Annotated in this window: 24 protein-coding genes; 15 read left to right on the top strand and 9 right to left on the bottom strand. The window is 58.3% G+C overall.

From position 1 onward, the window contains the following. Positions 1 to 3 precede the first annotated feature (3 nt). The 6 genes from BLU01_RS06510 to recX all read left to right on the top strand — a co-directional run bounded on the left by BLU01_RS06510 (position 4) and on the right by recX (position 4,353). A complete protein-coding gene (locus BLU01_RS06510) occupies positions 4 to 1,020 on the top strand; it encodes a phage tail protein (RefSeq protein ID WP_092272325.1) in 1,017 nt (338 codons plus the stop codon). A gap of 41 nt (positions 1,021 to 1,061) precedes the next feature. Beyond that, positions 1,062 to 1,649, top strand: coding sequence for a glycoside hydrolase family 19 protein (locus BLU01_RS06505; RefSeq protein WP_408003138.1), 588 nt, complete (start codon positions 1,062 to 1,064; stop codon positions 1,647 to 1,649). After that, positions 1,631 to 2,161 carry a lysis system i-spanin subunit Rz gene (locus BLU01_RS06500; protein ID WP_092272322.1) on the top strand — a complete coding sequence of 177 codons (531 nt, stop codon included), beginning with the start codon at positions 1,631 to 1,633 and terminating at the stop codon, positions 2,159 to 2,161. The genes BLU01_RS06505 and BLU01_RS06500 overlap by 19 nt, the downstream gene beginning before the upstream one ends. Positions 2,162 to 2,240: 79 nt before the next feature. Further along, positions 2,241 to 2,741 (top strand): CinA family protein, encoded by a 501-nt coding sequence (locus tag BLU01_RS06495; RefSeq protein ID WP_092272319.1) that lies wholly within the window; start codon positions 2,241 to 2,243, stop codon positions 2,739 to 2,741. A gap of 83 nt (positions 2,742 to 2,824) precedes the next feature. Further along, on the top strand, positions 2,825 to 3,877 hold the full coding sequence (gene recA, locus BLU01_RS06490; RefSeq protein WP_092272316.1) for a recombinase RecA: 1,053 nt from the start codon (positions 2,825 to 2,827) through the stop codon (positions 3,875 to 3,877). An 8-nt stretch (positions 3,878 to 3,885) separates the two neighbouring features. Further along, on the top strand, positions 3,886 to 4,353 hold the full coding sequence (recX, locus tag BLU01_RS06485) for a recombination regulator RecX (RefSeq protein ID WP_092272313.1): 468 nt from the start codon (positions 3,886 to 3,888) through the stop codon (positions 4,351 to 4,353). A 51-nt stretch (positions 4,354 to 4,404) separates the two neighbouring features. On the opposite strand, the gene BLU01_RS06480 is transcribed toward recX, so the two are convergent. Beyond that, a complete protein-coding gene (locus tag BLU01_RS06480) occupies positions 4,405 to 5,523 on the bottom strand; it encodes an LOG family protein (RefSeq protein WP_092272310.1) in 1,119 nt (372 codons plus the stop codon). Between the two features lie 348 nt (positions 5,524 to 5,871). Between BLU01_RS06480 and BLU01_RS06475 the strand changes: the two genes are divergently transcribed. Beyond that, complete coding sequence (locus tag BLU01_RS06475) at positions 5,872 to 6,066, top strand: hypothetical protein (protein WP_054047053.1); 195 nt, start codon at positions 5,872 to 5,874, stop codon at positions 6,064 to 6,066. A 16-nt stretch (positions 6,067 to 6,082) separates the two neighbouring features. Here BLU01_RS06475 and BLU01_RS06470 read toward each other — a convergent pair whose 3' ends face one another. Continuing rightward, positions 6,083 to 6,508, bottom strand: a complete 426-nt coding sequence (locus tag BLU01_RS06470) for a PA3611 family quorum-sensing-regulated virulence factor (RefSeq protein ID WP_092272307.1) — start codon at positions 6,506 to 6,508, stop codon at positions 6,083 to 6,085. Between the two features lie 190 nt (positions 6,509 to 6,698). Here BLU01_RS06470 and BLU01_RS06465 point away from each other — a divergent pair, with 190 nt between their 5' ends. From BLU01_RS06465 to BLU01_RS06455, 3 genes are all read left to right on the top strand, one after another. After that, on the top strand, positions 6,699 to 7,457 hold the full coding sequence (locus BLU01_RS06465; protein ID WP_092272304.1) for a tRNA-uridine aminocarboxypropyltransferase: 759 nt from the start codon (positions 6,699 to 6,701) through the stop codon (positions 7,455 to 7,457). Positions 7,458 to 7,712: 255 nt separating this feature from the next. After that, complete coding sequence (gene erdR, locus BLU01_RS06460) at positions 7,713 to 8,363, top strand: response regulator transcription factor ErdR (RefSeq protein ID WP_092272301.1); 651 nt, start codon at positions 7,713 to 7,715, stop codon at positions 8,361 to 8,363. A gap of 74 nt (positions 8,364 to 8,437) precedes the next feature. Continuing rightward, positions 8,438 to 8,800 carry a diacylglycerol kinase gene (locus BLU01_RS06455; RefSeq protein ID WP_092272298.1) on the top strand — a complete coding sequence of 121 codons (363 nt, stop codon included), beginning with the start codon at positions 8,438 to 8,440 and terminating at the stop codon, positions 8,798 to 8,800. Here the strand turns inward: BLU01_RS06455 and BLU01_RS06450 are convergent. Further along, positions 8,797 to 9,723, bottom strand: a complete 927-nt coding sequence (locus BLU01_RS06450) for a LysR family transcriptional regulator (RefSeq protein WP_167370418.1) — start codon at positions 9,721 to 9,723, stop codon at positions 8,797 to 8,799. The two genes, BLU01_RS06455 and BLU01_RS06450, sit on opposite strands and share 4 nt — an antisense overlap. A gap of 138 nt (positions 9,724 to 9,861) precedes the next feature. On the opposite strand from BLU01_RS06450, the gene fpr reads away from it, so the two are divergent. After that, complete coding sequence (fpr, locus tag BLU01_RS06445; protein WP_003443014.1) at positions 9,862 to 10,641, top strand: ferredoxin-NADP reductase; 780 nt, start codon at positions 9,862 to 9,864, stop codon at positions 10,639 to 10,641. Positions 10,642 to 10,804: 163 nt separating this feature from the next. Here fpr and tsaA read toward each other — a convergent pair whose 3' ends face one another. The 5 genes from tsaA to rimO all read right to left on the bottom strand — a co-directional run bounded on the left by tsaA (position 10,805) and on the right by rimO (position 15,088). Then, complete coding sequence (gene tsaA / locus BLU01_RS06440) at positions 10,805 to 11,503, bottom strand: tRNA (N6-threonylcarbamoyladenosine(37)-N6)-methyltransferase TrmO (RefSeq protein ID WP_092272292.1); 699 nt, start codon at positions 11,501 to 11,503, stop codon at positions 10,805 to 10,807. Positions 11,504 to 11,711: 208 nt separating this feature from the next. Further along, positions 11,712 to 12,182, bottom strand: a complete 471-nt coding sequence (locus BLU01_RS06435; protein ID WP_092272289.1) for a YehS family protein — start codon at positions 12,180 to 12,182, stop codon at positions 11,712 to 11,714. A 74-nt stretch (positions 12,183 to 12,256) separates the two neighbouring features. Then, a complete protein-coding gene (locus BLU01_RS06430) occupies positions 12,257 to 12,967 on the bottom strand; it encodes an rRNA pseudouridine synthase (protein ID WP_092272286.1) in 711 nt (236 codons plus the stop codon). 190 nt (positions 12,968 to 13,157) lie between these two features. Continuing rightward, the gene (locus BLU01_RS06425; protein ID WP_092272283.1) at positions 13,158 to 13,631 is read right to left on the bottom strand and encodes a GNAT family N-acetyltransferase; all 474 of its coding nucleotides are present in this window, start codon (positions 13,629 to 13,631) and stop codon (positions 13,158 to 13,160) included. Between the two features lie 119 nt (positions 13,632 to 13,750). Continuing rightward, complete coding sequence (gene rimO, locus BLU01_RS06420; protein WP_092272280.1) at positions 13,751 to 15,088, bottom strand: 30S ribosomal protein S12 methylthiotransferase RimO; 1,338 nt, start codon at positions 15,086 to 15,088, stop codon at positions 13,751 to 13,753. 289 nt (positions 15,089 to 15,377) lie between these two features. Here rimO and BLU01_RS06410 point away from each other — a divergent pair, with 289 nt between their 5' ends. After that, complete coding sequence (locus tag BLU01_RS06410; protein ID WP_092272277.1) at positions 15,378 to 17,279, top strand: potassium transporter Kup; 1,902 nt, start codon at positions 15,378 to 15,380, stop codon at positions 17,277 to 17,279. 191 nt (positions 17,280 to 17,470) lie between these two features. Here BLU01_RS06410 and BLU01_RS06405 read toward each other — a convergent pair whose 3' ends face one another. After that, entirely contained in the window at positions 17,471 to 17,797 is a 327-nt protein-coding gene (locus tag BLU01_RS06405) for a DUF3077 domain-containing protein (RefSeq protein WP_092272274.1), read from the bottom strand. Positions 17,798 to 18,282: 485 nt separating this feature from the next. Between BLU01_RS06405 and BLU01_RS06400 the strand changes: the two genes are divergently transcribed. Genes BLU01_RS06400 through BLU01_RS06390 form a run of 3 tightly spaced genes read left to right on the top strand, consistent with a single transcriptional unit; the run spans position 18,283 to position 20,418 of the window. Next, entirely contained in the window at positions 18,283 to 19,050 is a 768-nt protein-coding gene (locus BLU01_RS06400) for a MarR family transcriptional regulator (protein ID WP_092272271.1), read from the top strand. Between the two features lies 1 nt (position 19,051). Beyond that, a complete protein-coding gene (locus BLU01_RS06395; RefSeq protein WP_092272268.1) occupies positions 19,052 to 19,750 on the top strand; it encodes a hypothetical protein in 699 nt (232 codons plus the stop codon). Then, positions 19,747 to 20,418 (top strand): PP2C family protein-serine/threonine phosphatase, encoded by a 672-nt coding sequence (locus BLU01_RS06390; protein WP_092272265.1) that lies wholly within the window; start codon positions 19,747 to 19,749, stop codon positions 20,416 to 20,418. The genes BLU01_RS06395 and BLU01_RS06390 overlap by 4 nt, the downstream gene beginning before the upstream one ends. The last annotated feature ends 90 nt before the right edge of the window (positions 20,419 to 20,508 follow it).

The following is a 20,508-nucleotide window of genomic DNA, read 5'->3' as shown; positions in this document are numbered from 1 at the left end:
TACATGACACTTGGATTTACACCGGCCGTGGAGATTTACGGCGCCAACGCCAAGCTGCTCAACGAGCGGCTGGTCAGTTGGGTGCACACCGATGCGTCGGGGATCGAGTCTGACAAGATCAAACTCATTATTGATATTGAAGGGCTCGAAGGGCTGCCCAGCCTTGGCGGCAGAATCGGTTTTCGGGTGGGTTACCAAGAGACCGGGCTGGTCGACAAAGGCGTGTTTGTGATCACTCAGCGCAAGCCGTCTCTGTACCCGCTGCAGTTGTCGCTGACGGCGATGTCGGCGCCGTTCAGTGTCGGTGATGAGACCGGCTTCAAGCAGCGTCGATCTGCCAGTTATGGTCCCATCACCCTCGGCGCGCTGTTTCGCCAGTTGACCATGAAGCACGGTTTTTCACCGCGTGTGGCGCCGGAGCTGGAGTCGAAAAAAATTGATCACATCGACCAGAGCAACGAAACGGACATGGGTTTTCTGACGCGTGTCGCGGCTATTTATTTCGCCGTGACCAAGCCGATCAAGGGGCTTTATGTGTTGGCGTTGCGCGGGCAATTGACATCGATTTCGGGGAAACCGGTCACCGAAGTTGTGCTCTCCGTGACAAAGAACAATCGCCCGGGCGACCCGGCTTTTATCAGCGCGGTGCTTGATGAGAAGGCCCAATCCAAATATCAGGGCTGTGTGACGACCTGGTGGGATTCAGCGGCGGGCAAGCAGCGTACGTTCCAGTTGGGCGTCGCGCCGTTCAGAACCCTGCCACGGCGTTGCCAGAACGAAGATCAGGCCAGGGCTGCAGCCGAGGGCGAATTACGCAGGCTGGAGCGCGAGGCTTTCACGCTGACCATTACCTGTCCGGGCCATCCGGACCTGGCGGCGGAAGGGGTAATTCACCTCGACGCCACCTGGCCGAAAATCATGCAGGGCCGATGGTCCGTCAACACGCTGACCGCCAGTGGCAGCCGCGCAGAAAGCTATCAATGCACCCTCGTTGCGAACTGCCTCGATCCTTCGCAGTAAAAACTCGTCGCTATTTTTTTTGATTCTGGAGCGCTTTCATGATGATCAATCCGATCCTCGCGCCGCTGCCCCTTACGTCGGCACAATTGCAGCAACTGTTCCCCAACGCCCGCACCCAAGCGGGCGTTTTCATTTCCGCCCTCAACACCGCCATGAGCCACCGCAACATCAACACGCCGAAACGCATCGCCGCGTTCCTCGCGCAGGTCGGCCACGAGTCGGGGCAGTTGCAGTACGTGCGGGAGTTGGGCAGCGACCAATACCTGAGCAAGTACGACACCGGCAGCCTCGCCGCGCGTTTGGGCAATACCCCGCAGGCGGATGGCGACGGCCAGAAATACCGCGGCCGTGGGCTGATTCAGATCACCGGACGCGATAACTACCGAACCTGCAGTCTTGGCTTGTTCGGCGATGATCGTTTGCTGTTTATCCCCGAGCTGCTGGAAAAGCCGCAATGGGCCGCAGAATCCGCCGCGTGGTTCTGGGAGCAGAAAGGCTTGAACGAACTGGCTGATCGCGACCAGTTCAACAGCATCACGGGGCGCATCAACGGTGGTCTCAACGGGCTCGAGGATCGCCTGCAATTGTGGGCGCGGGCGAGGGCGCTGTTATGCCAGCCTTCGGCCTGATGTCCTGGCGAGTGATCGGGGTTGTGCTGTTGGTGGCTGTGTTGGCGGGTGTTGCGGCGGCGCTGGCCTGGCAGGTTCAGGATTGGCGGTTTGGCCGGCAACTGGCGGAGCAGGCCAGATTGCACGCTGAAACGCTGAGTCAATTGAGCGAAGCAACGGCCACCCAGCAACGGGCCGAGCAGGCTAGACGTCAGGCTCTGGAGCAGCGTTTGTCGGCCAGTGAGCAAACCCATTATCGAGTGCTAAGCGATGCCCAACGTGATCAGGATCGCTTGCGCGATCGTCTTGCTACTGCTGATGTGCGCCTGTCAGTCCTTCTCGACGCCAGCGACGTCGTCGCCAATTGCGCAATGCCCGCCGCCACCGGCGCCGGCGGCGTGGATCATGGCGCCGCACGAGCCCGACTTGACCCGGCGCATGCTCAACGAATTATCGCCATCACCGACGCCGGCGACCGCGGATTGATTGCCTTGCAGGCGTGTCAGGCGTATGTCAAAGCCTTGGATCGCTAACATTTGGACCCATGCTGCGGCTTGCAAGCGGCATTTGCTCGTGTACGGTGGTTCCATTGCGCTCGATCAGGAGAGGACTGTGAAAGAAATCACCCAGCTGGCCGCTGAACTTGGCAGACGCCTGCAGGTTCTCAATGCTCATGTCACCACTGCCGAATCGTGTACCGGTGGCGGGATTGCCGAGGCGATCACGCGTATTCCCGGGAGCTCGGCATGGTTTGAGGCTGGCTACGTGACGTACTCCAACCGGCAGAAAACCGCACAATTGAATGTCCCCGAGGCGTTGTTTGAATCGGTGGGCGCGGTCAGTCGCGAGGTGGTCGAGGCCATGGTGGTTGGCGCGCAGGGCAAAAGTCATGCGCATTTTGCCGTGGCGGTCAGCGGTGTCGCGGGGCCGGATGGCGGCTCGGCGAGCAAGCCGGTGGGCACGGTCTGGCTTGCCTGGGGTGTCGGCGATGCGGTTTTCAGTGAGGTCCAGCACTTTGCCGGCAACCGCGACGAGGTCCGCCGACAAACGGTGAAGGCCGCGCTAGAGGGGCTGCTGCGCCACGCCGCCGGAGAAATCTCAAATCAGGGGTAGGCGATCCTCAAACGCTGTGGAATAATACTGGCTACTTATACAGGTGTTGGCCGTCAGGCCTTATTGATTACGTGAGGACTTTAATGGACGACAACAAGAAGAAAGCCTTGGCTGCGGCCCTGGGTCAGATCGAACGTCAATTCGGCAAGGGTGCCGTGATGCGTATGGGCGATCAAGACCGTCAGGCGATCCCGGCTATTTCCACTGGCTCTCTGGGTCTGGACATCGCGCTCGGCATTGGCGGCCTGCCAAAAGGTCGAATCGTCGAGATCTACGGTCCTGAATCCTCCGGTAAAACCACACTGACGCTGTCCGTGATCGCCCAGGCCCAGAAAGCCGGCGCGACCTGCGCATTCGTCGACGCCGAACACGCACTCGACCCTGAGTACGCTGGCAAACTGGGCGTCAACGTCGACGACCTGCTGGTTTCCCAGCCGGACACCGGCGAGCAGGCCCTGGAAATCACCGACATGCTGGTGCGTTCCAACGCGGTTGACGTGATCATCGTCGACTCCGTTGCTGCACTGGTGCCGAAGGCTGAAATCGAAGGCGAAATGGGTGACATGCACGTCGGCCTGCAAGCCCGTCTGATGTCCCAGGCGCTGCGTAAAATCACCGGTAACATCAAGAACGCCAACTGCCTGGTTATCTTCATCAACCAGATCCGGATGAAAATCGGCGTGATGTTCGGCAGCCCGGAAACCACCACCGGTGGTAACGCGCTGAAGTTCTACGCCTCGGTTCGTCTGGACATCCGCCGTACTGGCGCGGTGAAAGAAGGTGACGAGGTTGTTGGTAGCGAAACCCGCGTCAAGGTTGTGAAGAACAAGGTTGCTTCGCCGTTCCGTCAGGCCGAGTTCCAGATTCTTTACGGCAAAGGCATCTACCTCAACGGTGAGATGATCGACCTCGGTGTGCTGCACGGTTTCGTCGAGAAGTCCGGCGCCTGGTATGCCTACAACGGCACCAAGATCGGTCAGGGCAAGGCCAACTCGGCCAAGTACCTGGCAGAAAATCCGGACATCGCCGCAACGCTCGAGAAGCAACTGCGTGACAAGCTGCTGAGCCCGGCACCGGACGTCAAGGCATCGCCAGCCAAAGCGACTGCTGATGACCTGGCTGACGCTGATATCTGATTGATCCGATGACCGCCGTACTCGATACACTCGTCGCGGTGCGGCGAACCGCCATGGACCTGCTCGCCCGACGCGAGCACGGTCGAGTCGAGCTGACGCGTAAACTGCGTCAGCGCGGCGCTCTCCCTGAAATGATCGACACCGCGCTCGACCGGCTGACGGAAGAGGGCTTGCTCTCCGAATCCCGCTACCTCGAAAGCTTTGTCTCCTACCGAGCCCGTTCCGGCTATGGGCCGTTGCGGATCCGCGAAGAACTCAGCCAACGCGGCCTGCAGCGTCCTGACATCGAACTCGCATTACGCGAGAGCGGTATCAATTGGCAGGAACAGTTGGAAGACACCTGGCGTCGCAAGTTTGCCGGGCACCTGCCGATCGACATGCGTGAACGTGCCAAGCAAGGGCGTTTCCTCAGCTATCGGGGGTTTTCCATGGAGATGATCAGCCGCTTGTTCAGCGGTCGAGGAGTCGACGATTAAATGAAAACGGCCCGCTATTTCGATAGCGGGCCGTTTTTTTTTGCCTGTCGTTTAGCTCACGTTGGACGGTTCCCGCGAACGCTGTTGCGCTTGGGGTTGGGGCTGCTCCCAGTTTTCCGGCAGATTGATGTAATCCACCAGTTCGCGCAGGCGCCCGTGGTCACGGGCATTGAAGGTGAAAGCCAGCCGCGCCAGATGGCTGAACTGCGGATCATCGTGCTCTTCGCCGGCATAAACGTGCTGATGGAAATGATCGCTCAGGCACAAATCGGCAAATGCCGTTTGCATCTCTTCGAGCGCATCTTCGCTGAGTTGATGATTCATGCGGATCACAAACTGCTTTTTGAGCCAGCGGCTGGAGTGGAAGTTGCTGTAGAACCGGTTGATCTCGGCCACCGCCTCTTCGGCGCTGTAGACCAGGCTGACCAGCTTCAAATCCGTGGGCAGGATGTACCGGTTGTCCGCCAGTTGATGCTGGATAAAATCCAGCGCGCCTTGCCAGAACGTGCCACCCGGCACATCCAGCAACACCACCGGCACCAAGGGGCTTTTGCCCGTCTGAATCAAGGTCAGTACTTCCAGCGCTTCGTCCAGCGTGCCGAAACCGCCAGGGCACAAAACCAGCGCATCAGCCTCTTTGACGAAGAACAGCTTGCGGGTAAAGAAGAAGTGGAAGGACAGCAGATTGGTCGTGCCTTGCACCGTCGGGTTGGCATGTTGCTCGAAGGGCAGGGTGATATTGAAACCCAGGCTGTGCTCCCGACCGGCGCCTTCATGGGCGGCGGCCATGATCCCGCCGCCGGCACCGGTGATCACCATCAGGTCCGAGCGTGCAATCGCAGCGCCGAGTTCGCGGGCCATGCCATACAGCGGATGTTCAATCGGCGTGCGCGCCGAGCCGAAAACCGTGACTTTGCGACGTCCCTTGAACTGTTCCAGCACACGAAAGGCGTGCTCCAGTTCGCGCAGGGCCTGCAGGGTGATCTTGGCGTTCCAGCGGTTGTGATCTTCCTGGGCCATGCGTAGCACAGTCAGGATCATGTCGCGGTAAATCGGAATATTGGGGCTGTTCGGTGAAACCAGCTTGAGTTGCTCTTCGACCTTGCTGATGAGGTCGTGGCCGCTTTCTTCAAAATGACGGCTGAGGAGGTCATTCGGTAGGTAAGGCATTCAACTTCTCCTTGCATGCAGGCTGTGGTTTTTCCAGTGCATGGAAAAAACCTTCGCAACAAATACACAACGGGCCGCTCCTTTTCGGCCTTCAATACAGTGTGAATAGATTAAATCTAGTCCCTCGAGGGCAATTGCGCTGGGTTGATCATTGCGCCGCAAAGTCTTTCCTGGCAACCGCTTATTAACGAATCCCAAGGTGGTTTCGCCGCTCGTCTGAACGTGGTCCCAGTGGCTGTGGCTCTGATTTACTAAGTTACAGGTGTGACACGACAACTTTGCGTCAACGACAACACGCAAGGTTCGCGCGATTCAGGGATCAGAGGGTGTGCAGGGAGGCGGGAAGCCATGGCCAGATTGATTCTGGAGATCGATGCGCAACTGTATCGATTATTGAAATCGTCAGCCGAGACCAATCATTTGAGTCTTGAAGAGGAGTGCTGTCGGCGTCTGGGCGGCGGTGAGCGCCGGTCGCGCTATTTGCAGGCATTGTTGGCAGAATTGCGCGCCGAGGATGAACAACGGCGCGCTAATTCTCGATAACTGCTTCTTCCGATAATTACTTCTTCTTCGCCGGACCGGCTTTCGGGCAATCGGATTCCTGATAGCTGGCAGAGCCGACGTTGCGGTTGGTCTTGACTTCGGTGAAGTCGTAACGCATCACCGCGCCTTTGGCCATCAGTTTGCGGAACGATGGATTGTTGCAGACCGAGGCGCCCAGCTGGAAATACACGGCTTTGGGGTCAGCGCGCATTTTGTCGGCATGGCTGCTTTGCACGCTCAGGTGGTTGATCAGCGTAGTGCCTTCAACGGTGTAGCCCTGATCAAGAATGTCTTCGTTAATTGCCCGTGGCGTGCCGACGCTGCTCTGTGCGGCGACGTTGCGCAGTTCTCGACTGAGATTTTGCTCACTCAAGGAAGCAGCTTGAGCGCTGAAGGACGACGCCAGCAAAACGGCAGCGGTGGGAACGATAAGGCGCAGCATGAAACTCTCCTGGTTCAGTGACTGGTGATTTCGACCAGCCACATGACTGTGCGTTCAGTGGCGGCGAATTATAGGGGAGCGGGCCCGGACGGTACAGGCTTGCGCCAGCCGCTCTGATAAACTGCGGCACTTTCCACGTTGCCGAGTGCCTTTTTGTGTCGATTTACCTTGCCTGTCGGCGTTGCCTGCGATGAATCCCGTGCCTGCCAAGTTTGCGATAAACGCCGTGGCCCGTTTGCGCGATCAGCGCGAAGAGGAAGGTATCAAGCCGATTCAGGCCCGTGGCTGGCGGGCAACGCGGTGCCGCGCCTGCCGCGTGATCGAGAGCCATTGCCTGTGCGCGTGGCGTCCGCAGGTCGAAACGCGTTCGGGCGTGTGCCTGATCATGACCAACAAGGAAGTGTTCAAACCGAGCAACACCGGTTGGCTGATTGCCGACGTGGTGCGCGATAACCATGCCTTTATATGGTCGCGCACCGAAACCGATCAGCAGTTGCTGGATTTGCTGGCCGATCCGCAATGGCAACCGTATCTGGTGTTTCCCGGCGAATATGTCGAACCCGAGCGGGTGACCAATACCGTCGACGTCGATAGCAGCAAGCGTCCGCTGTTCATTCTGCTCGACGCCACGTGGACCGAAGCGCGGAAGATTTTCCGCAAAAGCCCTTATTTCGATCGCCTGCCGATCCTCAGCCTGTTGCCGGAAAAACTCTCGCGTTACCGCTTGCGCCGCTCGACCCGCAGCGAGCATTTGTGCACCGCGGAAGTGGCCGCGTTGTGCCTGGATCTGGCGGGCGACAGCGCCGCGGCCTCGGCGCTGGACGCTTACTTCGACGTCTTCAGCCAACATTATCTGGACGCCAAGCAACAGCTGGAAATGAACGTTGAAACACCGGCGCACGCCGAGCTGAAGCCATTCGTGCAGAACACGGCGCCGGTGATCGGCTGATTGTCGCCCATACTGCAAAGAACTGTCCCGGCAACGCACCTTGACCACCCTTGTTTGGCTGGGCATGCTTGGCGCCGATTGGGGTGCGGCCAAAGTTTGATACGCCGACTTCTTACGTCCGGGAACTGCTTGATCAGCCCACGTAATTGGCGTTGAACGTGCCCTGTTGGTGCAGCTCCGTGGCTGCACCCAGAGTTGTTTTGGCGAGGCCTGAATGCATCAGGCGTCCCATGAAAAAACAGGATCATTTGAAAAATGGCCACATACGAAATCCTGATTGCCGATGACCATCCTCTTTTTCGTAGTGCGCTGCACCAGGCGCTGACCCTGGGCCTGGGCCCCGACGTGCGTCTGGTAGAAGTGGCGAGTATTGCCGAGCTGGAAACCCGTCTCGACGAAAAGGCCGATTGGGATCTGGTGCTGCTGGACCTGAACATGCCCGGCGCTTACGGTTTTTCCGGGCTGGTGCTGCTGCGCGGGCAATACCCGCAGATCCCGGTGGTGATGATTTCGGCACAGGAAGAAGCGACGATCATGGTCAAGTCCCGTGAATTCGGCGCCAGTGGTTTTATCCCGAAGTCGAGCGACCTCGGGGTTATTCAAAAAGCCGTGCGTGCGGTGCTGGATGGCGATGTGTTCTGGCCGCCGCAGGCGTTTGAAGCGGTGAGTGTGTCCGCCGAGGCCAAGGCTGCCAGTGAAGGGCTCGCAAGCCTGACGCCGCAGCAGTTTCGCGTACTGACGATGGTCTGCGAGGGTTTGCTGAACAAGCAGATCGCCTATGAGCTGAGCGTGTCCGAAGCGACCATCAAGGCGCATGTCACGGCGATTTTCCGCAAGCTGAATGTGCGGACCCGAACCCAGGCTGCTTTGCTCTTGCAACAACTTGAGTCAATTTCGAACAATTAAGCGCCGCTTATTCACGCTTTTTTGACTTTGATTACTCTAGCTTTCCCACTCCTTTCTGGTCAGTTGCCCACTCTATGTCACCTTTTAAAGGCCAGACCGGCCTAAAACGCATCCTCAACGCCTCCGGTTATTCACTGGACGGTCTGCGCGCAGCCTTCACCGGCGAAGCGGCTTTTCGGCAACTGGTGTTGCTCAACGTCGTTCTGATTCCGCTTTCGTTCTTCCTGAACGTCAGCCGCGTCGAGCAAGCGTTGCTGATCGCCGTGTGTCTATTGGCGCTGATTGTCGAGTTGCTGAATTCGGCAGTAGAAGCGGCCATCGACCGCATTTCCCTTGAATTGCACCCGCTGTCGAAGAACGCCAAAGACATGGGCAGCGCCGCGCAGTTCGTGGCGTTGACCATGATTGCGCTGGTGTGGGCGGTGATCCTGCTTTAAGCGATGCTCGGCAGGACGATCTCGTCGCTGCGCTGAACCCCAGCGGTGAAAGCGCGGCACAGTTCGAGGAATTCGCGCATCGCCGGTGTCTGGAATTTCTGTTTGTGCCAGATGAAATAGAACTGCCGCGCCAGGTCCAGATCCGGCGTTTCCACCGCCACCAGACTGCCGCGGCGGAACGCATCGCGCAGCGCCAGGCGTGAAATGCAGCCAATCCCCAACCCTGATTCCACTGCGCGTTTGATCGCTTCGGTGTGCTCCAGCTCGAGGCGAATATTCAACGCGCTGCGATGGTGACGCATGGCTTGATCGAAGGTCAGCCGCGTGCCGGATCCTTGTTCACGCAAGATCCACGCTTCGTGACTCAATTCTTCCATGCTCGCGATCCCGCGTTTGGCCAGCGGATGTTGCGGCGCGCAGAACACCACCAGTTCATCCTCGACCCAGCTCTGCACTTCGATGTCCGGATGGCTGCAATCGCCTTCTATCAGACCCAGATCAATTTCGTAGTGAGCGACTTGTTGCACGATGTTGGCAGTGTTCTGCACGTGCAGTTTCACTTGGCTTTCCGGGTGGCGCTGCATGAAGCTGCCGATCAGCAACGTCGCCAGGTAATTGCCGATGGTCAGCGTCGCCCCCACCGCCAACGAGCCGAAACCGGATTTGCCGTTGAGCAAGTCTTCGATCTCTTTGGACTGGTCGAGCAGCGCCACCGCTTGCGGCAACAGTTGTTTGCCGAGGGCGTTAAGGCTCAGGCGTTTGCCGGCGCGGTCGAACAGTTGGCAACTGGATTGGCGCTCCAGCTCGGTGATCGAGGTGCTGGCCGCCGATTGCGAGAGGTTGAGCAGACCCGCAGCACGGGACACGCTTTCCTGCTGAGCAACGGCGACGAAGACTTGAAGTTGACGTAGAGTAAATCGCATATCTATATAACCGATAACCCTTATCTTAATAATCCAGTTAACAGATATTGTGGCTGCCATTAGAATGCGATGCAATTGCGCACATCGGTTCATTTTTCACGCAGCCAGCGCAGACCAATCTCCAGGAGTCCCACGTACATGAGCAACATGAACCACGAGCGTGTCCTCAGTGTTCACCACTGGAACGACACTCTGTTCAGCTTCAAGTGCACCCGCGATCCGGGCCTGCGCTTCGAGAACGGTCAGTTCGTGATGATCGGCCTGCAACAGCCCAATGGCCGCCCGCTTATGCGCGCTTACTCGATTGCCAGCCCGAACTGGGAAGAGCATCTGGAGTTCTTCAGCATCAAGGTGCCTGATGGCCCGCTGACTTCCCAGTTGCAGCATCTGAAGGAAGGCGACGAGATCATCATCAGCAAGAAGCCTACCGGCACGCTGGTGCTGGATGACTTGAAGCCTGGCAAACATTTGTACCTGCTCAGCACCGGTACCGGTCTGGCGCCGTTCATGAGCGTCATCCAGGACCCGGAAACCTACGAGCGTTTCGAAAAAGTGATCCTGTGCCACGGCGTGCGTTACGTCAACGAAGTCGCTTACCGCGAGTTCATCACCGAGCACCTGCCGCAGAATGAGTTCTTCGGCGAGGCCCTGCGTGACAAGTTGATCTACTACCCGACCGTGACCCGCGAGCCGTTCGAGAACGAAGGTCGTCTGACCGATCTGATGCGCAGCGGCAAGCTGTTCAGCGACATTGGCCTGCCACCGATCAACCCGCAGGACGACCGCGCCATGCTCTGCGGCAGCCCGAGCATGCTCGACGAAACCAGCGAAGTGCTGAACAGCTTCGGCCTGAAAGTGTCGCCACGCATGCGCGAGCCGGGTGATTACCTGATCGAGCGCGCGTTCGTCGAGAAGTAAACCCGCTGCGATCCTTGTGGGAGCGAGCTTGCTCGCGATAGCGCTATAACAGCCAACATCAATGTTGAATGTGAAGGCCTCATCGCGAGCAAGCTCGCTCCCACATAAAAGCAAAAGCCCGCATTGCCTGAGAAGGCAATGCGGGCTTTTTCGTTTTCGGCGTTTAAGTGTTCGCGGGGATAACTTCGAGGACGCGAATCAAACCAGCCTCGGGATAATGCCAACGCACATCCAGGTCCCAGAATTGCGCGCCATATTCGCGTTCCGGCGCAGGAGTCTGGTAGGCCGGGCGTGGGTCTTGCGCCAGACACTGCTCGATCAACGCCACCAACGGCTCATCCAGACGCTGAGCATGGCCATGCGCCTGCTGCAATGCCGAATCCGTCCACTGCACGGGAATCAGCTGCGGTGCTGCACTGGCGATGCTGTTGGAGGCGCTGTCGATGATGTCGGCGTAAGGCACGTAGGGCTTGATGTCTAGAATCGGCGTGCCGTCGAGCAGGTCGATCCCGGAGATGAACAGCCGATTGGCTTCGACCTTGTCCAGTTTGACCACCGATTGACCGATGCCGTTAGGCCGATGGGTCGCGCGGGTGGCGAACACGCCCATGGATTTGTTGCCGCCCAGACGCGGCGGGCGGACTTTCAGGCGCGGCTTTTCTTCCAGGGCCTGGTGAAACAGGAACAGCAGCCAGACATGACTGACCTGCTCCAGCCCTTGCACCGCGTCACCTTGATCGAACGGCGCCACCAGTTCCAGCACGCCACGCGCGGCCGGGGCCAGTTGCGGTTGGCGCGGGATGGCGAATTTCTCCTTGAAGCAGGAGCGCACGAAGCCGATGGGGGAAACGCTGTAGGTCATGGTTTGGGTCGAGGCGGGAATGGAGGCGGGCATGATAACCCGATCGACCGTTACATCGGTGGTGCCTGTCAGTCCGCCATCGCGAGCAGGCTCACTGCCACACTGATCTCCCGTGCGGCACAGATCAAATGTAGGAGTGAGCCTGCTCGCGATGGCGATTGCGAAAACGCCTTCGCGGGCAAGCCTCGCTCCTACAGGGAGCAGGCGATTACTGCGGGCGAACGCGCAGGGTCAGGCCTTTGAGGAAGTTGCGCAGCAACTGGTCGCCGCACGTGCGGTAGTTGGTGTGGCCGAACTTGCGGAACAGCGCGCTCAGCTCAGGCTTGGACACCGGGAACTCGGACGCCTTGAGGATCGCGTGCATGTCGTCTTCTTTCAGTTCGAAGGCCACGCGCAGTTTCTTCAGGATGATGTTGTTGGTCACCGGCGTTTCGATCGGCTGCGGTGGACGGCTTTCGTCCTTGCCGCGCTTGAAGATCACCAGGCCATCGAGGAAGTGCGCCATGACTTCGTCTGGGCAGCGCACGAAACCTTCCTCGTCCTCTTCTTTCTTGTCGAGGTAGGTCAGCAGGTCTTCCATGGACACGTCCATGCCGCCGATCTTGATGATCTCGATGAGTTTCTTGTCGCTGATGTCGAGCATGTAGCGCACGCTGCGCAGTACGTCGTTATGAATCATGGTGTGCAATCCTGATATCGGCAGTGGGCGCCGCCTAAAAAGCGGCGCCGAGATGTAGGGCGGCGTGAAAAGTCTTAGAACTTCTCTTTGCCGGACAGGTAGCGCCATTGGCCCAACGGCACTTTGCCGATGGACACGCCGCCGATGCGAATGCGACGGATGGCGACGACCTTCAGGCCGACGGCCTGGCAGAACAGGGCGATCACGCCCGGTTGCGGGTTTTTCATGGCGAAGCGCAGGCGGTTCTCGTTCTGCCAACTGGCCTTGACCGCCGGCAGCTCCTTGCCTTTGTAAGTGAGGCCGTGGTTCAGGCGATTGAGGCCGTGAGCCACCATGTCGCCTTCAACCTCGACCACATATTCCTGCTCGATTTTCGCCGCATCCGCCGTGAGCTTGCGCAGGATCTTCCAGTCCTGGGTGAACACCAGCAGACCGCTGGCGTTGGCCTGCAGGTCGGTGCTGGCGGTCAGGCGCAGGAAGTGGCCCTTGAGCGGCCGCTTGCTGAAGCGGTGTTCATCGCTCAGGGTCTCGGGGCTGAGGGTTGCCAGCGCGGTGTCTGCGTCCATGCCCACGGGCACGTTGAGCAGAATGGTCACCGGCTCCGGCGCGGTCGCCTTGGCCTCTGGGTCGAGCTCGACTTTCTGGTTCTCGACCTTGAATTGCGGCTCGTCGATGACTTCGCCGTCAACGGTGACCCAGCCGCCCTCGATGAACAGCTCAGCCTCCCGACGGGAACAGCCGACGAGTTCGATGAGGCGTTTGGAGAGACGAATCGGGTCAGTCATGACAGGGCCGTAACAAAAAAGGGGTGGGCATTGTACCTGCTGGGCGCCGGTTAATCCCGGCTCCATTTGCGAGGTTCGGCTTTTTGTGGGAGTGAGCCTGCTCGCGGTAGCGGTGGTTCAGTCAATTTAGCTGTTGAATGACACACCGCTAGCGCGAGCAGGCTCACTCCCACCGTTGTTCTGTGTGGTGTCAGCCGTTGCGCGTGCGTTGTTGTGTTTGGCGCAAACGCATGTGCAGCAGCGGATAGGGCTGGCCCATGCCGTCATGCTCGGTGCGGCCAATCACCTCGAAACCCTGCTTGAAGTAAAACCCCAGCGCTTGCGGGTTCTGCTCGTTGACGTCCAGTTCGTAAGCGTTCAAATGCTCCAACGCATAACGCAGCAACTGTTTGCCCAAACCCTGACCGCGATGCGCCGGGTCGATGAAGAGCATTTCAATCTTGCCCGCCGCGATCCCGGCAAACCCGGTGATGCGCTGGCGCGAGTCTTTGGTGCAGATCAACATCACCGCATCGAGGTAACGGGTCAGCACCAGGTTCTTCAGCAGTTCGATGTAACTGTCTGGCAGAAAGTCATGGGTGGCGCGCACCGAAGCCTCCCAGACCCGTGTGAGTTCTGCGTAATCGCTTTGTTTCGGCGTATGAATGACCGAGTGTTGGCGCATGCCCGCCTGGCTCCGATGAATGGATGAATGATGGAGGCGAATCCGTTCTTCACAAAACGATAGACCGAAAAAAGCCCCGCATCTCGTCGAGAGAGCGGGGCTTTGCGGTTTTTTTGCGTTTAGATCTGTTCAGCCCACAAGTCGTATTCGTCGGCGTCGGTGACTTTGCACCAGACTTTGTCGCCCGGCTTAAGGTTGCTGCCGTTGTCGATAAATACGTTGCCGTCGATTTCCGGAGCATCGAAGAAGCAGCGGCCGACCGCGCCTTGCTCGTCAACTTCATCGACCAGCACTTCGATTTCACGGCCGACACGCAGTTGCAGGCGCGCCGAGCTGATCGCTTGCTGGTGCGCCATGAAGCGATCCCAGCGGTCTTGCTTGACGTCGTCCGGAACGATGGCCGCGTCCAACAGGTTGGCCGGTGCGCCTTCGACCGGCGAGTACTGGAAGCAGCCGACGCGATCAAGTTGCGCTTCGGTCAGCCAGTTCAGCAGGTACTGGAAGTCTTCTTCGGTTTCGCCAGGGAAACCGACGATGAAGGTCGAGCGGATGATCAGGTCCGGGCAGATCTCGCGCCAGTTCTTGATCCGCGCCAGGGTCTTGTCTTCGAACGCCGGACGTTTCATCGCTTTGAGGACTTTCGGGCTGGCGTGCTGGAACGGGATGTCCAGGTACGGCAGGATTTTCCCGGCGGCCATCAGCGGAATCAGCTCGTCAACGTGCGGGTACGGGTAAACGTAGTGCAGGCGCACCCAGACGCCGAGCGAGCTCAGGGCTTCGCAGAGTTCGGTCATGCGGGTTTTCACCGGCGCGCCGTTCCAGAAACCGGTGCGGTACTTGACGTCGACGCCGTAGGCGCTGGTGTCTTGCGAAATCACCAACAGCTCTTTGACGCCGGCCTTGACCAGACGCTGCGCTTCGTCGAGGACGTCGCCGACCGGACGGCTGACCAATTTGCCGCGCATCGACGGGATGATGCAGAAGCTGCAGCTATGGTTGCAGCCTTCGGAAATCTTCAGGTACGCGTAGTGGCGCGGCGTCAGTTTCACGCCTTGCGGCGGCACCAGGTCGATCAGCGGGTTGTGATCCTGACGCGGCGGCACAGCGTCGTGCACGGCGTTGACCACTTGCTCGTATTGCTGCGGACCGGTCACGGCGAGCACGCTCGGGTGGACCTTGCGAATATTGCCTTCCTCGACACCCATGCAGCCGGTGACGATGACCTTGCCGTTTTCCTTGATCGCTTCGCCGATCACTTCCAGCGATTCAGCCTTGGCCGAGTCGATGAAACCGCAGGTGTTGACCACCACCACATCGGCGTCTTCGTACGTGGAGACGACGTCATAGCCTTCCATGCGCAGCTGGGTAAGGATGCGCTCGGAGTCGACCAGTGCTTTGGGGCAACCCAGAGATACGAAGCCAACCTTTGGATTGGCCGTGGCGGGAGTGGTGGACATGTCTAACCTCGGTATTTGTTGACGCCTCCAGCCGGGAACGGCAAGGCGACTGACGGGCACTTGGCGTGCCTCTGATCAAAAAGTGCGCAATTCTAGCGATGGGCGAGGCACTTGACCAGCTTTATGAGGGAAATGCGACGAGTGCTGCGCTATGCTTCGCGCCGTTGAGCTTTATCGAATTTTTACAGTCAACAAATCGTCTGTAACCTGAAGTAAAACAGCGCATGCTGCACGGCAAAGCATAGTGCTTCTTATAAGAAGTCCGGGTCTGAGTAGTAGGAGTTTTTGGATGGGTCAGGCAAGTAGTCAGACGGCGGGCGGCGAACATTCAGCAGCAAAACCGATCGGCATGCTGGTCGCGGCGGTTGGGGTGGTTTACGGCGATATCGGCACCAGCCCGCTGTATACGCTCAAGGAAGTTTTCTCTGGCGCCTATGGTGTACCGGTCAACCACGACGGTGTATTGGGCATCCTCGCGCTGATCTTCTGGTCGCTGATCTGGGTAGTCTCGTTCAAATACATGATGTTCGTGCTGCGCGCCGACAACCAGGGCGAGGGCGGGATCATGGCCCTGACCGCGCTGGCCCGTCGCGCCGCCGCCGGGCATCCGAAACTGCGAACCTTGCTGGTGGTGTGCGGGCTGATCGGCGCGGCGCTGTTCTACGGCGACAGCATGATCACTCCGGCGATCTCGGTACTCTCGGCGGTCGAAGGCCTCGGGCTGGCATTCGATGGCATCGACCATTGGGTCGTGCCGTTGTCGCTGGTGGTGCTGGTGGCGCTGTTTTTGATTCAGCGCCACGGTACCGCGCGCATCGGCATTCTGTTCGGGCCGATCATGGTCACCTGGTTTGTCGTGCTTGGCGCCCTTGGCGTTTACGGCATTCTGCAACACCCGGAAGTGCTTCAGGCGATGAACCCGGTGTGGGCCGTGCGCTTCTTTATTGTCCATCCGGGCATGGGCGTGGCGATTCTCGGCGCGGTGGTGCTGGCACTGACCGGCGCCGAAGCGCTGTACGCCGACATGGGCCACTTCGGGCGCAAGCCGATTGCCCGCGCGTGGTTCATCCTCGTGTTGCCGGCGCTGGTGCTTAACTATTTTGGCCAGGGCGCGTTGCTGCTCGGTGACCCGGAAGCGGCGCGCAACCCGTTCTATCTGTTGGCGCCAAGCTGGGCGCTGATCCCGCTGGTCGGTCTCTCGACACTGGCCACGGTGATCGCCTCGCAAGCGGTGATTTCCGGCGCGTTCTCCCTGACCCGTCAGGCGATCCAGCTCGGCTACATTCCGCGCATGCACATCCAGCACACCTCCAGCGCCGAACAGGGCCAGATCTACATCGGCGCGGTGAACTGGTCGCTGATGGTTGGCGTGATTCTGCTGGTGCTCGGCTTCGAATCTTCCGGCGCGCTGGCCTCGGCGTACGGCGTCGCGGTGACCGGCACCATGCTGATGACCACCGTGCTGGTATCGGCGGTGATGTTGCTGCTGTGGAAGTGGCCACCGATCCTCGCAGTACCGTTGTCGATCGGTTTCCTCGTCGTCGATGGCCTGTACTTCGCCGCCAACGTACCGAAAATCGTCCAGGGCGGCGCATTCCCGGTGATCGCCGGCATCGTCCTGTTCGTCCTGATGACCACCTGGAAGCGCGGCAAACAGCTGCTGGTCGAACGTCTCGACGAGGGCGGCCTGCCACTGCCGATCTTCATCAGCAGCATCGCCGTGCAACCGCCGCATCGCGTCCAGGGCACCGCCGTGTTCCTCACCGCGCGCCCCGACGCTGTGCCCCACGCGCTGTTGCACAATTTGCTGCACAACCAGGTGCTGCACGAGCAAGTGGTGCTGCTGACCGTGGTCTACGAAGACATCCCGCGAGTGCCGGCATCACGCCGTTTTGAAGTCGATGCCTACGGCGAAGGCTTCTTCCGGGTCATCCTGCACTTCGGCTTCGTCGACGAACCGGACGTGCCGCAAGCGCTGAAGTTGTGCCATCTCGATGACCTGGACTTCAGCCCGATGCGCACCACCTACTTCCTCAGTCGCGAAACCGTCATCGCCTCGAAACTCGAAGGCATGGCACGTTGGCGCGAAGCACTGTTTGCGTTCATGTTGCAGAACGCTAACGGCAATCTGCGCTTCTTCAACTTGCCGCTGAACCGGGTGATTGAGCTAGGGACGCAGGTGGAGATGTAAGCTTTGATGAAAAGCCCCCGTTGCCGTTGAGGTAGCGGGGGCTTTTTTGTGGCCTATCACAATGGCTTTGGAGGGATGACGATCTCCTGTGGGAGCGAGCTTGCTCGCGATAGCGTTGGATTCGTCACTTTCAATGTTGCCAGTGCCGACGTCATCGCGAGCAAGCTCGCTCCCGCAAGAGTTCTGCGGTGTTATTTACTCTCAGGCAGCTCATCTTCAGATTCGGTCTTTGCCCGCAAAGGTCGCGGGGTCAATACCTTCACTACATCATCGATCACGGCCTTACCCATTGCCGTCAGATAATGCGCGGCCCAGGCATAGCGATCAGTGTCCCTGGCGTAAGCAGCATCCTTGGCGAAGGATTTGGCGAGGTACAACAGGTCGGAGGCTTGTGACAATGCGTCAACGATGGGGACACCGCCTCGGACGTTGAATAACGGCTGGTTCGGGCAGTAGATGACGGGGGTGAAGCCGATGGTTTTCAGATCTGAAGGTGTGGACGAATTTGTTTTGCTCATTGTTTCGCTCCTTAAAACGAGGAGCTGCCGTATTCGTTACCACACGAATAAGTGGCAGCTGTACGCAGGGTGGTAAACCGGAAGAGCAAAGAAACCGGCAGACCCGAAGGTCTCCCACGCACAACTGCCATAACACGGGATTACAGACGTAAAAACGCACGAAATCGTGATGGGAGCGGTGTTGCACTTTGCCTAACCGGGTTACCACACCCGATCGCTGATTGGTCAGCGACGTCTGGAGAGTATCCCGATGAAGAAAAGCGCAACAAGGCGGCAAAGTGCCCAAACGCGAGATTCGGAGTTTGCCTACAAGGTCTGTCGGCGTCATCCGATATTTCGCGACTTAAAGTAAACAAAACTAAACACGGCGGGGCAGGTTTCCCGGTGAAACCTGATGAATATCGGAAGGTCTTGACGGCTCGATATTTTCCATGACACAAGTGTCCACGTTTTATGGAATGTGGACACTTGGAGTTTTTAGCTTCATGAAGAGTCAAGATATTTTGCTTTTGTTCAAGATGGCCAGCCTGCACGCCCAGGAAGAAAATCTTTTTGGGAAGATGGAATCTGAGTCGAATTCGAGCACGGTTGAGGAATTGCTAAGGCCCCAGCAGATAAATCGAATGACGGCAGGGGGACGAGTGGGGCAGCCACTAGTCACCTATCCCCCTGATGGTGAAGAAACTGTATTCCACCGCCAGGAGTTCAACTCACCCTTGGGCGAGGAGGATGGGTGGGAGGGGTGGTCGGAGCCCGTACCTTCTACGCCGCTGACGAGCTGGAGTGAAGCTTACTCGTTGCGTGCGTTGTCTGCGTCTCTTGGGCTAAGCAAAAGCGAGATTTCAAACTCCATAGCCAGATGTCGCGAGTCTGGATTGCTGACCAATGACTACGACACCGGGCTTGCGAAAGTTAATCGGCGAGAGCTGCTGAAAATCACCGAGCACGCTTTGAAGTACTTTTTCCCCGTGAAGCCGGGCGCAATGGTTCGCGGTATTCCAACAGGCTTCGCGGCACCAGCGCTGTCCAAAAGCATCAAGAGCGCTGGCGGGCTGATTCCGGTTTGGCCTGATGCACTCGGAACTGAGCGTGGTCAGGCGATAGAGCCGCTTTACAAAACTGTGCCGGAAGCGGTTAAGAAGGATAGGACCCTTTATCATTACCTCGCGCTTGCTGATGCGATCCGTCTTGGCGGCCCGCGAGAATGTGGCGTGGCGATTAACATTCTAAAGGCAGGGATGGGGCTCAAATAGCATGTCATCAAACGCTGATCACAACTATGAGCTCATAGAGTTTGTTGCAGACGGCTTGGGGGAGGAGTTTCTCGCTGAGGTTGCCTTCGTCGGCGGTTGCACCACGGCCATGCTGGTCACGGATGCGGCTGTGCTGGACGACATTCGTTTCACTGATGATGTTGACTTGGTAATCGAACTGGCAGGCATTAGCGCCTGGCAACACCTCATAGAACGTCTGGCGACCAAGAACTTCAAGATCACTGGTGAAGACGAAGTCAACTGTCGTTTCCGCTTCAACGACGTCGTTGTTGACGTGATGCCTTCTGATCCCGCTGTTCTCGGATATGCCAACCGTTGGTTCGTGGAGGGGCTGTCGAGGGCTGATAAATTTACGTTGCCCAGCGGTACGGTCATCCAGATATTTAAACCGACTTACTTTCTTGCGACGAAGCTAGAGGCCTTTAGCGGTCGCGGTGAGGGCGACCCGTACCACAAAGACGTCGAAGACATCATCATCTTGATTGATGGTCGTACAGAGCTTTTGGAAGAAGTTCGCCAGGCTGAGTCTGAGCTCAAGGACTTCATCACCACTGGAATTCGAGAACTCACGGCGCTCAGTGGTATCGACTACGTGATTGAAAGCTCGGGCTCGGTGCAGGCTAATCCGGGCAGAGGGCGAATCATCCACATGCGCATGAAGGATCTGGGCAACGCATGAGATACGCCACCAGATCAGTAATCGGACGGAGCAGGAAAGCCAATCATGACTGTGCTGGAGCTCTCTGCGACGGCGACAGAGGGCTGTTCGTCATCACGGACGGTACGTCGAAGTCCGGCAGTGGCCAATTGGCTAAATGCTTCGTAAAAGGTGTTTTAGCGGCCTACCCGAAACACATAGATCAGGGAGGCGATATCACTGAGCATGGATCAGTGGAGCAGGTTCTTGGTTCAGTGCTGGCCGAGCTTCACCCCACTTTGTTTGCGGACCAGACAGGGACCACGTGTTACCTGATCGGTTTCGCTGCTCATGGAAAGCTCACGCTTGCGTATGAGGGTGACTGTTCGTGCGGTGTAGTGACACCGGCAGGCACGATCGAGTGGATTACGCCGCCCCACTGCAAGGCCAATTGGAGGCGCGACCGTTCGCACCGCGAGCTGGCGCAAGATCCGGCTCGAAACCGGGTAACCCGTTGCCTGAAGGTTAATCGTGCCCCGGACCCTGACTTTGTTTTCCATCCATTGGCCGTCGGTGAGCGACTGGTGTTCGTAACCGATGGCTTCTGGGCGGAGTTAACGGAGTCGCAGCAAAGCAGCTTGCTGGCAGCATCGGATAGCGACTTTATCGCTGTTGAAGATGACGTAACGTGGATAGATGTTCAGCTTTAGCCTTGAAAGCACAAAGCATCGACATGAAGTCCGGCTAGCTGGTAGCACTTCATGTTTGTACATGTAAAAAAAGCCCCCGCAGCCTTATGA

Origin of the sequence: Pseudomonas prosekii, assembly GCF_900105155.1 — a bacterium.
Lineage (GTDB): Bacteria > Pseudomonadota > Gammaproteobacteria > Pseudomonadales > Pseudomonadaceae > Aquipseudomonas > Aquipseudomonas prosekii.
This window is presented reverse-complemented; position numbering and strand designations above follow the sequence as displayed.

Coding starts and splice junctions, on each gene's coding strand:
- BLU01_RS06410 (WP_092272277.1), top strand. CDS start 15,378: ATGGGTCAGGCAAGTAGTCAGACGGCGGGCGGCGAACATTCAGCAGCA.
- recA (WP_092272316.1), top strand. CDS start 2,825: ATGGACGACAACAAGAAGAAAGCCTTGGCTGCGGCCCTGGGTCAGATC.
- rimO (WP_092272280.1), bottom strand. CDS start 15,088: ATGTCCACCACTCCCGCCACGGCCAATCCAAAGGTTGGCTTCGTATCT.
- BLU01_RS06480 (WP_092272310.1), bottom strand. CDS start 5,523: ATGCCTTACCTACCGAATGACCTCCTCAGCCGTCATTTTGAAGAAAGC.
- BLU01_RS06390 (WP_092272265.1), top strand. CDS start 19,747: ATGAGATACGCCACCAGATCAGTAATCGGACGGAGCAGGAAAGCCAAT.
- recX (WP_092272313.1), top strand. CDS start 3,886: ATGACCGCCGTACTCGATACACTCGTCGCGGTGCGGCGAACCGCCATG.
- BLU01_RS06400 (WP_092272271.1), top strand. CDS start 18,283: ATGAAGAGTCAAGATATTTTGCTTTTGTTCAAGATGGCCAGCCTGCAC.
- BLU01_RS06425 (WP_092272283.1), bottom strand. CDS start 13,631: ATGCGCCAACACTCGGTCATTCATACGCCGAAACAAAGCGATTACGCA.
- fpr (WP_003443014.1), top strand. CDS start 9,862: ATGAGCAACATGAACCACGAGCGTGTCCTCAGTGTTCACCACTGGAAC.
- BLU01_RS06405 (WP_092272274.1), bottom strand. CDS start 17,797: ATGAGCAAAACAAATTCGTCCACACCTTCAGATCTGAAAACCATCGGC.
- BLU01_RS06500 (WP_092272322.1), top strand. CDS start 1,631: ATGCCAGCCTTCGGCCTGATGTCCTGGCGAGTGATCGGGGTTGTGCTG.
- BLU01_RS06395 (WP_092272268.1), top strand. CDS start 19,052: ATGTCATCAAACGCTGATCACAACTATGAGCTCATAGAGTTTGTTGCA.
- BLU01_RS06510 (WP_092272325.1), top strand. CDS start 4: ATGACACTTGGATTTACACCGGCCGTGGAGATTTACGGCGCCAACGCC.
- BLU01_RS06465 (WP_092272304.1), top strand. CDS start 6,699: ATGAATCCCGTGCCTGCCAAGTTTGCGATAAACGCCGTGGCCCGTTTG.
- BLU01_RS06430 (WP_092272286.1), bottom strand. CDS start 12,967: ATGACTGACCCGATTCGTCTCTCCAAACGCCTCATCGAACTCGTCGGC.
- BLU01_RS06455 (WP_092272298.1), top strand. CDS start 8,438: ATGTCACCTTTTAAAGGCCAGACCGGCCTAAAACGCATCCTCAACGCC.
- BLU01_RS06435 (WP_092272289.1), bottom strand. CDS start 12,182: ATGATTCATAACGACGTACTGCGCAGCGTGCGCTACATGCTCGACATC.
- BLU01_RS06475 (WP_054047053.1), top strand. CDS start 5,872: ATGGCCAGATTGATTCTGGAGATCGATGCGCAACTGTATCGATTATTG.
- BLU01_RS06470 (WP_092272307.1), bottom strand. CDS start 6,508: ATGCTGCGCCTTATCGTTCCCACCGCTGCCGTTTTGCTGGCGTCGTCC.
- BLU01_RS06505 (WP_408003138.1), top strand. CDS start 1,062: ATGATCAATCCGATCCTCGCGCCGCTGCCCCTTACGTCGGCACAATTG.
- tsaA (WP_092272292.1), bottom strand. CDS start 11,503: ATGACCTACAGCGTTTCCCCCATCGGCTTCGTGCGCTCCTGCTTCAAG.
- erdR (WP_092272301.1), top strand. CDS start 7,713: ATGGCCACATACGAAATCCTGATTGCCGATGACCATCCTCTTTTTCGT.
- BLU01_RS06450 (WP_167370418.1), bottom strand. CDS start 9,723: ATGCGATTTACTCTACGTCAACTTCAAGTCTTCGTCGCCGTTGCTCAG.